Below are 15,229 nucleotides of genomic sequence, written 5' to 3'. Positions count from 1 at the left end.
ATTATATGTTATAATATAATTCGTTAAATATTCAGAATAAGATGATTTAATATATAGATGAGGATGATAAAGAATGACACAGGAATTAATAAAATATTATAATAAATTTTGCGAAGATAAAAGATTAACAAGACGATATGGACAAGTTGAATATATTACTTCTATGAAATATATTCACGAGTATTTAGGAGAGAATAAGAACGCAAAAATTTTAGATGTTGGGGCAGGAACAGGAAGATATTCTGTACAATTAGCAAATGAAGGATATGATGTTACTGCAATTGAGCTTGTAAAGCATAATCTAGGTGTTTTAAAATCAAAAGGAAGTACAGTAAAAGCAATGCAGGGTACAGCATTAGATTTGTCAAGATTCTCAGATAATACTTTTGATATGACGTTGATATTTGGACCAATGTATCATTTATACACATTTGAGGACAAGCTAAAAGCCATGTTAGAGGCAAAAAGGGTAACTAAGATTGGCGGAGTTATCTTAGTTGCATATTGTATGAATGAGTACAGCGTATTAACATATGGTTTTAAGGAAAATAATATTCGTAAGTGTATTGATGATGGAAGACTTACTGATGATTTTCACGTTATATCAGAACCAAAAGATTTATATGATTATGTAAGAATTGAAGATATTAATAAGTTAAATGAAGCTGCTGGGTTGCAGAGAATAAAAATAATTGCAGCAGATGGACCAGCTAATTATATGCGTCCTGTTTTGAACGCTATGGATGAAGATACATTTCAACTTTTCCTTAAATATCACTTTTCTACCTGTGAAAGACCAGAACTATTAGGAGCAAGCGCTCATACAGTAGATATTTTAAGAAGATAAGCTCTAAACTAAATAGCTAAGTGGATAAGTTTAGAGAGTTTAATGATCAATAAGCTGAGTAAGGATATAGAATTATAATCTATGTCCTTTTTTTAATATTCAGAGGTTATAGTTTAGTGGTGAACACAATATATATAAATAATAATGAAAGTAATAATATTGGAGGATTTCATGGCTAAAGTTGTTAGTATAATTAATCTTAAAGGAGGAGTAGGTAAAACAACAACTACTGTATTATTGGCAGAGTTTCTCTCTTTAGAATATAATAAAAAGGTTTTGGTTATTGACTTAGATCCACAGACAAATGCTACAGTAATGCTTATAAAACAAGACAGATGGAAAATTGCAAATGATAGCAATAAGACATTAAAGCAAATGTTCTTAGATAAACTTAATAAAGAGAAAAAATTTGATATTAAGTCATCTACAATAAGAAATGTTTCAAACATAGGAAATGGAATAGAAAGGTTGGATTTATTGCCATCTAGTGTTGATCTTATATCAATACAAGATAAGTTACCATCTATAGGGGAAAAAGCTGAATTTCCGGAAACTTCCATAATGGTACTTGCTTCCAATTTGACGGAAGATATAGTGAATTTTTATGATTATATATTAATTGACTGTCCACCTAATTTAGGAACAATAACTTTAAATGGAATATATATAAGCGATTATTATTTAATACCAGTAATACCGGATATTCTTTCAACTTATGGAATTGATCAAATAATAGACAGGATAAATAAATGTGCTTTAGACATAAAAAGACTAAATAGAAGATTTAATATAAAGCCTTTAGGAATGCTTATTACCAAGTATAGAGTACAAGATGAAATGCATAGAACTATATTAAAATATTTGATAGAAAAAGGACAAAACGGTGCTCTGCCTAAGGTGTTTAATAATAAAATCAAAGAAACAAGTAGGGTTTCCCGAATTGCTGATTTAAATACAAGCTATATAAATTTAAAACAAAAGTATGGCTACGATAATGAAATCTATGATTCCTTAAAAAATATTGCAAAGGAATTTATAGATAGAGCTATTTAAATTATAAGGAATGGGATGAGGAGTATGAGTAAAAAGGAAGAAATTATTAGGCTGTTTAAAGAAGGGTTTAGTGCAGAAGAGATCAGAGATAGAACACAATTTAATTTAAAGTATATAAAAGAAGTTATAAGAAAATATAGTAAGAATGTAGATAAAAAAGCAAAAGAAAAAAGCTTATCCAAGAACAATGAATTTACTGCTATATATGAGAATATAAAGGACATGCAGTTTGAAATAGATAAACTTAAGATAATGTTTGATGAGATTGTAGATAAAGATAGAGAAAAAAGTAAAAATGAAGAGAGAATTTTATTAAATATAGAAGAGGTAGAAAATTTTATAAAAAATATTAAAAAAAACATAGCCAATATAAGGAGTTTTAAAGTTAAATTTATAATTGATTGGGATAGTTCAGAGACAAAGAAAAATGAAGAAATAATAGAAGAAGGTCCTTTTTTTAATCCTATTGCTTTCTATATGAAAGAAGGAGAAAAAAGATTAAGAGAAAAGCTAAACTATTTTTCTAACCAAGAACTTAAAAGTATAATAAAAGCTTATGCTCCAGACCCAAAGGGATATGCTTATAGGTGGAAGAGTAAGGAAAGATTACTGAAGTATATTTTAGAAAAAGTTAAAGCCTTTACTGACAGTGGTAAGGTATTTTATACTTAGAGGATTATAAGAATTGCCTTAGCAATTTTCATCATAGATTGCTAAGGCTTTTTTTATTTAGAATAGTCTAATAAAAATACAAGTTTTGGTGGAATATGATATAATAATAAACGGTTACATAATATACAATTTATATTATATGGAGATGGTATTATGAAAAGAAAATTAAGTACATTAATTATTGTATTAATGTTTGTAGTTTCTGCACTGTTTACTGCTGGTTGTTCAAATAAGGCAGAGAATACTAAAGAGCATGTAAACACAGCAAATGAAAAAACTTCAGAGAAAAATGCAAAAGAAAAGATTAAAATTGCTGTATTAAAAGGTCCTACGGGCATGGGAATAGTAAAGCTTATGGAGGAGAATAAGGACAAGTATGATATTTCCTTATATGATTCACCAGATCAGATAGTGTCAAAAATTGTAAATGGAGATGTGGATGGAGCAGCAATAGCTTCTAATTTAGCACCAATTTTATATAATAAAACTAATGGAGAAGTTCAATTAGTTGGAGTTAACACCTTAGGAGTTTTGCACATTGTTGAAAATGGTAATACTATAAAGAATGTAGAAGATTTAAAAGGTAAAACAATTTATATAAGTGGAAAAGGGGCTACTCCAGAATTTGTTCTAAATTATATATTAGAGAAGAATGGGTTAGACCCAAACAAGGATGTTAAAATTGAATTTAAGGGACAGCATGCTGATGTAGCTTCATTACTAGCATCAAAAGAGGCTTCTATTGCTGTTTTACCTGAACCATTTGTAACAACTACTCAAATGAAGGACAAGGATTTAAGAGTAGCTGTTGACTTAACTAAAGAATGGGAAAAGGTATCAAATAACAAAAGTCAATTGATAATGGGAGCTATGGTGTTTAGAAAAGACTTTTTAGACAAGAGAGAATCAGAAATAAATGAATTTTTAACTAAGTATAAGGAATCTGTAGATTTTGTAAACAATAATGCAGCTGAAGCAGGAAAACTTATGGAGAAGAATGGAATAATAGCAAAAGCTAAGGTAGCAGAGATGGCAATTCCAAAATGCAATATAGTGCTTATTAAGGCTCAGGATGCAAAGAAATCTTTAAATGAATTCTACACTGTTTTGAAGAATAGTGATCCTAAATCCATTGGGGGAAAGCTTCCAGATGAAAATTTCTATTATAAAGAAAAGTAGAAAAATAACTATATTAATATTTTGGTTATTAATTTGGGAGCTTTGCTCCCTTTTTGTTAATCAATCTCTTTTTCTTCCTTCTCCTTTAGAAGTTTTAAAAGTTCTACTAACTCTTATTACAGAAACTTATTTTTGGAAAAGTGTTTTTAGCAGTATTTCAAGAGTCATAATAGGACTTTTTTTATCTATAGTTATAGGAATAATAGCAGGAGTTGCATCTGGGCTTAATAAATTTATAGAAGAAATCTTAAATCCATTAATACTGGGCATTAGAGCTATCCCTGTAATGTCTATAATAATTCTAGCTCTTGTTTGGTTTAAATCTTATTATGTATCTGTATTTACAGCAATATTAACATGTTTTCCTATAGTATACACAAATGTAGTAGAAGGTATAAAGAATGTAGATATAAAGTTAATTGAAATGGCGCAGATATATAAAGTAAAAAAGAAATATATAATAAAGGACATTTATCTTCCAAGCATAAGGCCTTATATAGTTTCGGGTGTATTGATGTGCTTAGGCTTAGGATTTAAGGTGACAGTAAGCTCCGAAGTTTTAAGCACTCCTAAATATTCTATAGGATTAAATTTATTAAATTCTAAATCCATGCTAGATACATCTGAGCTTTTCGCATGGACTATTGTTGTGATTTTATTTAGCTTTATTTTTGAAAGAACATTTAAAAGCTATATAGAAAAAATAGATAAAAGGAATTAATAGAGGTTGGAATGATATTATGAAATTTAAAGAAGAGTACGAAGTAGAGATAAGAAATTTATATAAGTCTTATGGATCTCATATGGTTTTCAATGATTTGAACATAAACTTTAAAAAGAATAAAATTAATGTTATTTTAGGACCTTCAGGCTGTGGCAAAACTACTCTATTGAATATTATAAGCGGTATTGATAAAAAGTATAAGGGAGAAGTAAAGGTAAGGGAGAGCACCATCTCTTACATATTTCAAGAAGATAGACTTATACCGAATCTCACAGTTTTTGAAAATATAGCTTTTGTGCTAAAGTCTACAATAAACAAGGAAGAAGTTGAAAAGATAACAAATAAATATTTAAGCCTTGTGAAACTAACAGAATATAAGGACATGCTTCCTAAAAGTTTAAGTGGAGGTATGAAAAGAAGAGTTGCTATTGCCAGAGCTTTTGCATATAAAAGCAGAATTTTATTAATGGATGAACCTTTTAAAGGCTTGGATGAAAAGCTAAAAAATGAAATTATAGAGGAATTTTTAAGAATCCACAATAAAGATAAGAGAACGGTTATATTAGTAACTCACGATATTAAGGAGGCAGAAACTTTAGGAGATGAAATTTATAATATAAATTCATTTACACCAACAAATTAACAATATATAATATTATTGTAAGATTTATTAATTAAATTATTTAATTGAAAGAGTGAGTGATATGCATAATATCTTGACAAAAGAGGACCTGGAAGCCTTACAAAAGGAATATGATTATAGAAATGTAACTTTAAGAGCAGAAATTGCACGTGAAAAAATGGAAGCAGCAGCTCATGGAGATAGGTCAGAAAATGCAGAGTATATAGCAGCTAAGCAGCGATATTATGAAAATAATCGCAGACTGGCTTACTTACGAAAGATGATAAAAACGGCTAAGCTTGTGGAAGATGTTGGTGAAGACAGATGTAATATTGGAGATAAAATACTTATAGAATTTGTAGAAGATAATGAGAAAGCAGAGATAACTTTAACTTCTACATTAAAGAGCGATCCTACTAAATGGTTTATTGGGGTAGAGTCTCCACTAGGAGCAGCTATATATAAAAGAAAGGTTGGAGATACAGTTATTGTAAATTCACCTCAAGGAGATTATAGCGTCAAGATTCATGAAATAATAAAAAATAAGTAATAAGTTTAAAAAAGGGATAGCCAACTTAGAATAAAACTAAGAGGCTGTCCCTTTCTCTATCTTAATAATATTTTATAATATTTTTTTGTATTCTAATAATAGAAATTTGTCATATAACTATAGTTGAGGTAAAGTAGATGCTCCATGAGGCATAAAATAAGTTTTTGGATTATCTTCTTTTAGTTTAGAGTATAATAATAAAAGTGCTTCATCTATGGTTTTAACTGCATGTACTTTAGAAGTAGAAAATTCTTTAGCAGGAATGCTTGTAACTATAATAAAATTATATTTTTCAGCAGTTTCTGCAATATAATATCCAACATATTTTGCAATAGAGTAATTTGCTCTTAAAGCCTTTTCTCTATCATACATATTATCGTAATTTTGAATTACTTCTTTTACTTCATCATTACCAAAGCCTTCACTGCATTCGCTTAAAATTATAATAGTGCCGCCTTCTTTAGTTGCTTCTCTGGCGTTTACTATAACTTTAATAGTCTGATATAAATTTATATCCTTTGGAAATCCGCCTTGAGATGCAATGACTAAATCTGCTTTTTCTTTAATTTGTACTCTTTCCAGTTTATCTATGAGCTTACAACCTTCTTCATGGGCTTTAACATAATTTCCAGCTACAGCTTCAATAATCTTCCCATCTGAATCAACTATTACATTAAATAAAAAAGTAGGATTTATAAAGCTAGCAGCTTCTAGCATATCTTCATGAACAGGATTATTAATTAGTTTGCCACTCTTTACTTCTGGGTTTGAACCACTGCCCATCTCAGGATTTAAAGATAGGGCATGATTCTTCATAATTGTCTCATAACCAGATATTCCAGGCAGAATAGATTTTTTTCCGCCGCCCCAACCAGCAAGAAAATGATATACAATGGCTCCTGTAAGAATAACATGAGTTGAATTCAATGCGATTTTATTTAATTTTACAGGAGTTCCAAAGGTGGTTGTTCCAACATAAACTAAATTTTCTTCATCAAAGCAATTGTGATCGATAACTTTAAATCTTTTATAAAGATCTTCTCCAAGCAATTCCTTATGTTCTTCTGGTGTTTGTGCCCTGTGTGATCCTGTGGCACATAAGAAAGTAATATCACTATCTTTAATGCCAGCAGCAGTTAATTCATCAACTATATAAGGCAAGTAAAAACTCATTTTTTGCCACGCTCTAGTTGTGTCGGATACAATTATACATATTGTATCTCCAGGCTTTACAAGCTCCTTTAAAGGTGCACTAGCAATAGGTTTTCTAAGTGCATCTAAAATTATTTGTTCTTCAGTTCTGTCATGAACCACTTCATTACTACTTTCTAAAACCCCTAGTAGATTTTTTTCATCTGTAGGTACGGTAAGCTCCCCATTACCGTATCTCATTTTGTAATACAACATTTTAATGTCGCCCCCTAATTATTTATTATTTAAAGTAAGTTTAGAAAAAATTATAAAATAAATCTTAAAGTAAATCAATTAATTTTTAACTAAATTTAAATAACTTGCTAAAAGGGAGCAAAGAGTTTGAAAAGGTTGTGGAGAGCAATTGACAGTACTTAAACTGTTATATATAGTGCTATTTATTATTAATTTTTTTACTTTCTATTTCTCTTATCATTCCTTCAGAATAGGAAGCATATTCAGAGTTTGGATAATTATTTTTTACTTTTTTAAAAAATATAAGAGCATTAGTATTATCATTAGTTGCCTTATAGCATTTGGCTATCTGATAAGTAATCCATGGCATAATATCTAAACTCGAATCAAGTTCAGAAGTTATTATTAATTTTGGCAAAGCTTCTTTATATTTGCCCTGTTTATATAATTTATTTCCATCATTATATATAATCCATAAGCCTTTTGCTTTTACCTCAGACCATAGTTTATCAAATTCTGTTTTTAGTTCATCATCAAGTTTCATATTTTTCATACGTATTAGATTACTGGCAGCTTTCTCGTAATTTCTATTCTTATAAAGTGTTTCAGTTTCATTTAGCAGTGATAAAATATCATGTTTATTCTTATAGTAGTTTAGTTGGGATTTGGTGTTATTTAATTCCATCTCTATATTTTTATAATTCTCATGTAGCTTAGCATTTTCTTCTATTAAGATTTTAGCTTGTTCAGAATTTTTATCTGTACTTTTTTCAGAAGTAATTAATTTATTTCCAGCTTCACTTTTTTTAGAAGTATATTTGGAATTTGATACAATGTGATAAGTTATAGTAAAGCCAGCTGCAATAATGACTGAAAGTGAAAAGCCTATAATAATTTTTCTGCTTAATTGATTATTATTTTTAGGTACAGTTGTTTTAGTAATAAGGCTCCTCAAATATTCATTTGCTAAATCCTTATGCATTTCATTTTTAATCATATTCTTGAAAGCTTTTTTTGCTTTTCTATATTCATTATTTTTAACATAACATAATCCTAGGAGCTTTATTGCTTCGGCGAAACCTCGATTGTAAGATAATGCTTTTTTTAAATCCTTTACAGCTAAATTAAAATCATTTGCTTTTATCTCTGCAATGGCTTTATTGTATAGGATAATAGACTTTATAACATTATTACTAATTTGAGAATGTGGTAATTGCATATTTTTTATATTTATAGGCTGTGCGTTTTTTATCTCTAAATCAAAATTAATCAAGTAGCTTCCCCCTTAAAAATCAAAATTTATATAAAGTTGTGTAATTTATAATAGCATAAGTTAATATTTATAAGTTAATAAAATTATAATTATACTAAAGTTGGAACTAAAATACTACTAGTTTATATTAACAAATTATTACATATAATTCAATAAAAAGACATAATTTATAGCATTTAAAATATAATTGCCATATTGTTGTAATATATATTGCAATGTAATAAACTGTTCCTAGTGTATCAATATGTGTAATTTAAAGATTAATCGATAAATTTAAAGAAATAGTGATTTATTTTAAAATAAATATCTCAATTAATAAAGACAATTATGTTATAAAGTGGTAATTTAAGCATATATAAAATATATGCAGGTGTGGCGGAATTGGCAGACGCACTAGACTTAGGATCTAGCGCCTTTGGCGTGGGGGTTCGACTCCCTTCACCTGCACCAAAACTTTGCGGGTGTAACTCAATGGTAGAGTGCTAGCTTCCCAAGCTAGTTACGAGGGTTCGATTCCCTTCATCCGCTCCAGAGAATCGTTTAACGAAGAGAATCTGGTGTGTTTAATAAATATGTATAAATTCTATGAAGAGAAAGAGTAAACTATTATATTGTTCTACAGAGAGTTGGTGTTATGCTGAAAGCCAATGTTCAATTGATAGTTGAAAATCATCTCTGAGAAGCAAAGCTGAACTTTATGAGTAAGCAATGCAGGTAGTCCACCTTTAAAAGGAACGCGTATTATAATGTACGTTGCTGAGTGTTGTAAATTAAACTTCATGTTTATTTACAAAATTAGGGTGGTATCGCGGGTTATAGCTCGTCCCTTATTTAAGGGACGAGTTTTTTATATATAAAAATAAAGAGGGGGTATGATGATTATGGAAAGTGACATTGGCATTAATATTGTACTTTATAATCATAAGAACAGAAATAAGGGGGCTTTAAAATGGAAAAGATGGATAGAAAGAAGTTGTTATTGGTAAGCTTAATGATATTTTCAATGTTTTTTGGAGCAGGCAATTTAATATTTCCACCACAACTTGGACAATTATCAGGAACAAATATGATAGTAGCACTAGGGGGATTTTTAATTTCAGCAGTAGGACTTCCTGTGCTTGCTATTGTGGTAGTAGCTAAGGCTGGGGGGCTTCATATATTAGCAAGTCGAGTTCACGGGAAGTTTGCATTTGCATTTACTGTATTAATTTATCTATCAATAGGACCATTTTTAGGAATACCAAGGGCAGCAAGTTTAGCTTTTGAAATGGGAATTTCTCCATTTATGCCGTCGTCATTTGCAGGCAGCAGATTACCATTATTTATATATACGCTAGTATTCTTTGGAATTGCATTTTGGTTATGCATGACTCCGACAAAACTAGTAAGCAGATTTGGGAAGATTTTAACACCATCTTTATTGATTTTAATAATAAGCGTATTTGTTTGTAGTTTGTTTAAACCTATAGGAGCATTTTCATCTCCAATCGGAGATTATGCACAATCTCCTCTGCTTAAAGGATTTTTAGAGGGCTATATGACAATGGATGCTATAGCAGCGCTAAACTTTGGTATAGTAATCACTGTAGCATTAAAACAAATGGGGATAAAAGAAGAGAAGGCACTTATATCTAATTCAATAAAATCGGGGGCAATAGCGGGGCTATTCTTAATTATAATATATGGTATGTTAGCATATTTAGGGGCTGTATCTAAGGTAAGATTCGGAATAACTGAAAATGGGGCTCAAACACTTACAAATGTAGTATTCTACTTGTTTGGACACAAGGGTTCAGTTTTATTGGGGCTAATATTCTCCCTTGCTTGTCTAACGACTTCTGTAGGGCTTTTAACTTCTTGCAGTCAGTATTTTGCAAAGTTAATGCCTAAAGTTTCTTATAAAGCATGGGTTACAATACTTGTTGTATCTAGTACAGTATTTGCTAATGTTGGATTAACAAATATACTAAAGTTTTCAGTTCCAGCATTAACTGCAATATATCCAATGGCAATTGTTCTTATGATACTTGCTTTTGCAGATGATTTTATAAAAGGAAATACCTATGTATATTTATTTACTATGGTATGTACTTCATTTGTAAGTATTTTAGATGCATTATCACAATTCGGATTAAAGTTTGGTATGCTTAATTATTTACCGCTTTATTCAAAAGGTCTTGGATGGATAGTTCCAGCATTAGTGGGGGCGCTAATGGGAATAGGGTATGGAGCGTTGAAAGGCAAGACATTTGAAAGAAGTAAAACTTTAAAATCTAATAAGGTTAATGTATAGAGGTATATAAGTAAAGGCAGATTGCTCTTAGAATATTTAAGAGCAATCTGTTTTTTTATATATTTATTAAGATTAGAAGATTTAAAGGCTATTTCTTGGTAAATGCTATGAAAAGATGTAAAATTAAAAGGTAGAAACATAAGCAGAAGAGTTATGGAGGGATAGAGTGGTTAAAACTATAGACTATAGGGAACTTCAGGGAGAATTTGTACTTGTTGATGTAAGAAGTCCTGGAGAATACGAATATGCAACTATTCCTGGGGCAGTTAATGTGCCTCTGCTTGATAATGAGGAAAGAAAAGTTGTAGGTACGGTCTATGTTCAGGAAAGTGTGGATAAAGCTAAAAAAATAGGATTGGAATTTGTTAGTAAAAAACTTCCTTATCTTTATGATAGATTTAGAAAATTAGAAAAGGAGCATAAAAACCTGGTTTTTTTCTGTGCAAGAGGAGGTTTTAGAAGTTCTAGTATTGCTGCACTTATGGATTCTTTAGGAATCAACACTTTTAGATTAAGAGGTGGATATAAATCATATCGAAAAATAGTAAATGAGGAGCTTCCTATTTTAAATGAAGGCATAACTTATGTAGTACTTCATGGAAATACAGGAGTAGGAAAAACAAAGATTTTAAAGGAATTATATGAGAAGGGGTATGATGTTTTAGATTTAGAGAATGCTGCTAATCATCGTGGGTCTTTGCTTGGAAGCGTGGGCCTTGGAAAGCCAAGAAGCCAAAAGCAGTTTGAGTCTATTGTATATGACACGTTGAGAAGAAGAAAAAGTGACATTGTCTTTATAGAAGGAGAGAGCAGAAGAATAGGTAATATAGTGATTCCTTCATGTATCTGGGATAAGATGGAACAAGGTATTCATGTATTAGTTAAGGCTTCACTAGATTTTAGAGCTGAGCTGATTTTAGAAGAATATATGAAAAAAGAAAATGCTAAGGAGGAAATTCTTTTATCTCTAGAGCTTTTGAGAAGATATATGAGCGAAGAGAACTCTAAAAGATATATTCAAATGGCACTAGATGAAGATTATAGGGAATTGTCTAAGCAATTGATGGTAAAATACTATGATCCTCTTTATGCTGCTTCTGATAAAAAATATGATTATAAACATATAGTTTATGTAGAAGATATAGAGCAGGCAGCGGAGAATATTGAAAGTTGGATTAAGGAAAAACAAGTATTTAAAGCAAAACATGAATAATGACAATCAGTTTATAATGAAGTATACTATAATGTGGTAAAAATTAAATATAATCTAAGGAGAAACTCATATGAAAATAAAAGAGATAAAAGGCAATACATTTTGCATAGATACTGGAATGACATATATACCATTTTATAAACTTAATGATGAAGAAATTATTATGTTGGATTCAGGATGGAAAGAAGGGGAAAGAGAAGGAATAGAAAGTCTCTTAGAAAAAAATAAATTTAAGGTAGCTGCTATAATATGCAGCCATGCTCATATAGACCATATAGGGAATAGTGCATACTTCAAGGAGAAGTATAACTGTGTTATAGCTATGTCAGTTCATGAAGCACATATTTGCAGTTCTGCAATAAATTTAAAATCATATTACAGTACACAAAGTTTATCTGAGGTAGAACAGCATCTTGGGCATATGGTATGTGAAACTGATATTATGATTTCTGATGAACAAAACAAGATATGTGTATGCGGTGTTAAATTTGATATTGTTCATACACCAGGGCACAGCCCAGCCCATATATCCATTATAACTCCAGATAATGTGGCTTATGTAGCAGATGCACTTATAAGCTATGAAGTCATGGAAGGGGCAAAAATGCCATACGCTTTTATACTTAGAGAAGATTTAAAGAGCAAGGAGAAGCTTTATAATTTAAAATGCAGCAAATATGTTATAGCACACAAAGGAATATATGATGATATTACAAAACTCATATCTGATAATATAAAATTTTATAAGCAAAGAGCTGAAAGCATCTACGAACTTATGGAAGATAATATGACACTTGAAGAAATTTTAAAAGTTGTTATTAAGAGTTTTGATATCGGAGTGAAAAGCGTTCAAAAATATATAATAATAGAAAGAATGCTGAGATCTTATGTTGAATATTTAACTGAGATAGGGAAAGTGAAGTTAGTAATAGAAGATAGAATTGTTAGATATAAGAAATGCTAATATTAAGGTTAAGTGCACGGCACTTAACCTTAATATTTTTAAAATGCAAAATTTCCGTTTTTAAACACTGGAATTTCCTTGCCTTCTGATGTAATGCCTATGATTTCAAGGTCTTCTGTTCCAATCATAAAGTCTACATGAGAAAAAGAAGAATTTACTCCTTTTTCTTCTAGCTCTTCTTTGCTCATATTCTCCCCACCTTTTATGCATACAGGGTAGGCATTTCCAAGAGCTAAGTGGCATGAAGCATTTTCATCAAAAAGAGTATTAAAGAATATTGTTTTTAAGTTTGAAATAGGTGAATCATAAGGAACTAGAGCTACTTCACCAAGATAGCAAGAACCTTCATCGGTTTCTATTATATTTTTAAGGGTGTCATACCCTTTTTCAGCTTTAAAATCAACTACTTTACCATCTTTAAATGTAAGAGAGAAGTTTTCAACTAAGCTTCCATTTTCATTTAAAGGCATAGAACTTACTACTGTTCCATTTACTCCATTTTTCTTAGGCAAGGTAAATACTTCTTCTGTTGGAATGTTTGCGATAAATTCTAGTCCTTCTGGAGTATAATCAGATCCACCAAGCCATATATGACCTTCAGGAAGCTCTATTTTTAAATCTGTACCTAAGGAATTTTTATACTTTAAATATTTAAAGTTATTCTTGTTTAAAAAGTCCATACGGTTCTTTAAGTTATTTTTATGTTCTTCCCAAGCAGCTACAGGGTCTTCTTTATCAGCTCTTACAGCTTTAAATATGTATTCCCAAAGCTTATCTACAGCTTCATCTTCAGAGAGATTTGGAAATACTTTTTTTGCCCAAGCTTTTGTAGGAACGGATATAACGCTCCATACATTTTTGTTGCTCATCATTCTTTCTCTATGTTCCGCTAGGGCAGCACTGCGAGTTCTTGTGGACTTCAATATTCTTTCTGGGTCTACATCTTTCATAAGTTCCGGATCCGATGCGGATATACTTAAAAAAGCTGCTCCTTTTCTGTCATAGGATAAGAAAAATTCCTTTTGCCAATCTGGAAATTCTTCAAAAACCTCTTCTGGAGCATTTAAAAATCTAATTTTTGAGAATAATTCATCTATCCAGTTTATAACTACATCTTTTGCACCTTCTTTGTAAGCTATTTCAGCTATTTTTCTAGTAAAAAAAGCACATTCTATTGGACTTGATATAACAAGGATTTGATTCTTTTGAATGTTAATGCCTGATTTTACTATGAGTTTTGCATATTTTTCTAAAAAATTGTTATTCATATTAGCACTCCTCTCCATCTATAGGCCTTCCGAAGATAATATTATTATAACCAATATTTATAGTGCCATCAAATTTGTATGCTATGATTATCTATGGAACCATAGATATAAATTCTAAACCTTCGGTTTCTTCTAATCCAAACATAATATTCATATTTTGAACAGCTTGGCCAGCTGCACCTTTTACTAAATTATCTATAGAAGATAATACCATTACTCTGTTGGTACGTTTGTCTACTCTTATACCTATGTGACAAAAATTTGAACCCTTAACCCACCTTGTTTCAGGCAAAGTATCTAAAATTTTTATAAAGTATTCATCTTTATAAAATTCTCTATACAGGTTTAAAAGTTCTTCTGTATTTGTATCTATGTTTAAATTTGCATAGCATGTTGCAAGTATTCCTCTACTCATTGGAACTAGATGAGGAGTAAATGAAATTACTAAATCTTTTTTGGCAATTTTTGAAAGTTCTTGTTCAATCTCTGGAGTATGCCTATGTGTTGGAGCTCCGTAAGCTTTTATAGACTCGTTACATTCTGTGAAAAGATTAGCTATATTTGCTCCTCTTCCTGCTCCAGAAACTCCTGATTTTGCATCTACTATTATGCTGTTTAGGTTTACTAAGTCATTCTTTAAGAGAGGTGCTAAAGCTAATATGGTAGCAGTTGGATAGCAGCCAGGATTAGCTAAGAGATTACATTCTTTTATTTTATCTCTATTTAATTCTGTAAGTCCATAAATAGAATTTTTTATTAAAGATGCTGCTTTATGCTTAGTTACATACCAATCCTCATAAACTTCTTTAGAATCTAATCTAAAATCTGCTCCTAAGTCTATTACATTTATTCCTAAGTTTAAAGCCTTTTCGGCTATATCAAAAGCATTGCCAGAAGGTAATGAAATAAACAAAACCTCTATATCCTTTAATCTATTTATTGCTTCATTTATATCAATACATTTATCTTCAATAAAACTATAAAAATTCAAATATACATTATCGAAAGAAACATTTGTATAATTATGAGAACAATAAAATTCTATAGACGCATTTGGATGTTTATTGAGTATCCATACCAATTGTTCTCCTGCGTAGCCTGTAGCCCCTATAATTCCTGCTTTAATCATAATTTCACCCCGATTTTTAATTATTTTTATAATATGTGATATAAATAATTATGCTA

At 30.3% G+C, this 15,229-nt stretch carries 14 protein-coding genes, 2 tRNA genes and 1 other annotated feature; of the genes, 12 read left to right on the top strand and 4 right to left on the bottom strand.

Annotation, left to right across the window (positions count from 1 at the left end; all coding sequences use genetic code 11):
• Window positions 1-73 precede the first annotated feature (73 nt).
• The 7 genes from CPAL_RS13545 (at window position 74) to CPAL_RS13515 (ending at window position 5,647) form a co-directional block, all read left to right on the top strand.
• Window positions 74-847 carry a class I SAM-dependent methyltransferase gene (locus CPAL_RS13545; protein ID WP_106024844.1) on the top strand — a complete coding sequence of 258 codons (774 nt, stop codon included), beginning with the start codon at window positions 74-76 and terminating at the stop codon, window positions 845-847.
• Between the two features lie 171 nt (window positions 848-1,018).
• Window positions 1,019-1,900 (top strand): ParA family protein, encoded by an 882-nt coding sequence (locus CPAL_RS13540; protein ID WP_061858909.1) that lies wholly within the window; start codon window positions 1,019-1,021, stop codon window positions 1,898-1,900.
• Between the two features lie 24 nt (window positions 1,901-1,924).
• Complete coding sequence (locus CPAL_RS13535; protein WP_061858908.1) at window positions 1,925-2,572, top strand: hypothetical protein; 648 nt, start codon at window positions 1,925-1,927, stop codon at window positions 2,570-2,572.
• Between the two features lie 153 nt (window positions 2,573-2,725).
• A complete protein-coding gene (locus CPAL_RS13530; RefSeq protein WP_061858907.1) occupies window positions 2,726-3,751 on the top strand; it encodes an ABC transporter substrate-binding protein in 1,026 nt (341 codons plus the stop codon).
• Window positions 3,723-4,472 carry an ABC transporter permease gene (locus CPAL_RS13525; protein WP_061858906.1) on the top strand — a complete coding sequence of 250 codons (750 nt, stop codon included), beginning with the start codon at window positions 3,723-3,725 and terminating at the stop codon, window positions 4,470-4,472. Before CPAL_RS13530 ends, CPAL_RS13525 begins: the two co-directional genes overlap by 29 nt.
• A gap of 19 nt (window positions 4,473-4,491) precedes the next feature.
• On the top strand, window positions 4,492-5,118 hold the full coding sequence (locus tag CPAL_RS13520; RefSeq protein WP_061858905.1) for an ABC transporter ATP-binding protein: 627 nt from the start codon (window positions 4,492-4,494) through the stop codon (window positions 5,116-5,118).
• Window positions 5,119-5,179: 61 nt separating this feature from the next.
• Window positions 5,180-5,647: a GreA/GreB family elongation factor gene (locus CPAL_RS13515; RefSeq protein ID WP_106024843.1), complete on the top strand. Its 468-nt coding sequence runs from the start codon at window positions 5,180-5,182 to the stop codon at window positions 5,645-5,647.
• A gap of 117 nt (window positions 5,648-5,764) precedes the next feature.
• Here CPAL_RS13515 and CPAL_RS13510 read toward each other — a convergent pair whose 3' ends face one another.
• Window positions 5,765-7,054 (bottom strand): lactate racemase domain-containing protein, encoded by a 1,290-nt coding sequence (locus tag CPAL_RS13510; protein WP_061858903.1) that lies wholly within the window; start codon window positions 7,052-7,054, stop codon window positions 5,765-5,767.
• A 178-nt stretch (window positions 7,055-7,232) separates the two neighbouring features.
• Window positions 7,233-8,306 (bottom strand): tetratricopeptide repeat protein, encoded by a 1,074-nt coding sequence (locus CPAL_RS13505; RefSeq protein ID WP_106024842.1) that lies wholly within the window; start codon window positions 8,304-8,306, stop codon window positions 7,233-7,235.
• A 366-nt stretch (window positions 8,307-8,672) separates the two neighbouring features.
• On the opposite strand from CPAL_RS13505, the gene CPAL_RS13500 reads away from it, so the two are divergent.
• The 5 genes from CPAL_RS13500 (at window position 8,673) to CPAL_RS13480 (ending at window position 12,776) form a co-directional block, all read left to right on the top strand.
• Window positions 8,673-8,756, top strand: a tRNA-Leu gene (locus CPAL_RS13500).
• Between the two features lie 7 nt (window positions 8,757-8,763).
• Window positions 8,764-8,837: transfer RNA gene (locus CPAL_RS13495), tRNA-Gly, on the top strand.
• A gap of 45 nt (window positions 8,838-8,882) precedes the next feature.
• Window positions 8,883-9,137: a binding site (T-box leader), on the top strand.
• A 118-nt stretch (window positions 9,138-9,255) separates the two neighbouring features.
• Window positions 9,256-10,599, top strand: a complete 1,344-nt coding sequence (brnQ, locus tag CPAL_RS13490) for a branched-chain amino acid transport system II carrier protein (RefSeq protein ID WP_106024841.1) — start codon at window positions 9,256-9,258, stop codon at window positions 10,597-10,599.
• Window positions 10,600-10,765: 166 nt separating this feature from the next.
• The gene (gene mnmH, locus CPAL_RS13485; protein ID WP_106024840.1) at window positions 10,766-11,812 is read left to right on the top strand and encodes a tRNA 2-selenouridine(34) synthase MnmH; all 1,047 of its coding nucleotides are present in this window, start codon (window positions 10,766-10,768) and stop codon (window positions 11,810-11,812) included.
• Between the two features lie 70 nt (window positions 11,813-11,882).
• Window positions 11,883-12,776 carry an MBL fold metallo-hydrolase gene (locus tag CPAL_RS13480; protein ID WP_106024839.1) on the top strand — a complete coding sequence of 298 codons (894 nt, stop codon included), beginning with the start codon at window positions 11,883-11,885 and terminating at the stop codon, window positions 12,774-12,776.
• A gap of 38 nt (window positions 12,777-12,814) precedes the next feature.
• Here the strand turns inward: CPAL_RS13480 and CPAL_RS13475 are convergent, their stop codons facing one another.
• Both CPAL_RS13475 and argC read right to left on the bottom strand, forming a co-directional pair.
• Window positions 12,815-14,044, bottom strand: a complete 1,230-nt coding sequence (locus CPAL_RS13475) for an aminopeptidase (protein WP_106024854.1) — start codon at window positions 14,042-14,044, stop codon at window positions 12,815-12,817.
• 91 nt (window positions 14,045-14,135) lie between these two features.
• Window positions 14,136-15,173 carry an N-acetyl-gamma-glutamyl-phosphate reductase gene (gene argC / locus CPAL_RS13470; protein ID WP_061858897.1) on the bottom strand — a complete coding sequence of 346 codons (1,038 nt, stop codon included), beginning with the start codon at window positions 15,171-15,173 and terminating at the stop codon, window positions 14,136-14,138.
• Between the last annotated feature and the right edge of the window lie 56 nt (window positions 15,174-15,229).

Source organism: Clostridium thermopalmarium DSM 5974 (genome assembly GCF_002995795.1).
GTDB lineage: Bacteria > Bacillota > Clostridia > Clostridiales > Clostridiaceae > Clostridium_H > Clostridium_H thermopalmarium.
This window is presented reverse-complemented; position numbering and strand designations above follow the sequence as displayed.

Excerpts from the sequence above, each read along its gene's own strand:
- CPAL_RS13545 (WP_106024844.1), top strand. The coding sequence starts at position 74 with ATGACACAGGAATTAATAAAATATTATAATAAATTTTGCGAAGATAAA.
- CPAL_RS13540 (WP_061858909.1), top strand. The coding sequence starts at position 1,019 with ATGGCTAAAGTTGTTAGTATAATTAATCTTAAAGGAGGAGTAGGTAAA.
- CPAL_RS13535 (WP_061858908.1), top strand. The coding sequence starts at position 1,925 with ATGAGTAAAAAGGAAGAAATTATTAGGCTGTTTAAAGAAGGGTTTAGT.
- CPAL_RS13530 (WP_061858907.1), top strand. The coding sequence starts at position 2,726 with ATGAAAAGAAAATTAAGTACATTAATTATTGTATTAATGTTTGTAGTT.
- CPAL_RS13525 (WP_061858906.1), top strand. The coding sequence starts at position 3,723 with ATGAAAATTTCTATTATAAAGAAAAGTAGAAAAATAACTATATTAATA.
- CPAL_RS13520 (WP_061858905.1), top strand. The coding sequence starts at position 4,492 with ATGAAATTTAAAGAAGAGTACGAAGTAGAGATAAGAAATTTATATAAG.
- CPAL_RS13515 (WP_106024843.1), top strand. The coding sequence starts at position 5,180 with ATGCATAATATCTTGACAAAAGAGGACCTGGAAGCCTTACAAAAGGAA.
- CPAL_RS13510 (WP_061858903.1), bottom strand. The coding sequence starts at position 7,054 with ATGTTGTATTACAAAATGAGATACGGTAATGGGGAGCTTACCGTACCT.
- brnQ (WP_106024841.1), top strand. The coding sequence starts at position 9,256 with ATGGAAAAGATGGATAGAAAGAAGTTGTTATTGGTAAGCTTAATGATA.
- CPAL_RS13480 (WP_106024839.1), top strand. The coding sequence starts at position 11,883 with ATGAAAATAAAAGAGATAAAAGGCAATACATTTTGCATAGATACTGGA.
- CPAL_RS13475 (WP_106024854.1), bottom strand. The coding sequence starts at position 14,044 with ATGAATAACAATTTTTTAGAAAAATATGCAAAACTCATAGTAAAATCA.
- argC (WP_061858897.1), bottom strand. The coding sequence starts at position 15,173 with ATGATTAAAGCAGGAATTATAGGGGCTACAGGCTACGCAGGAGAACAA.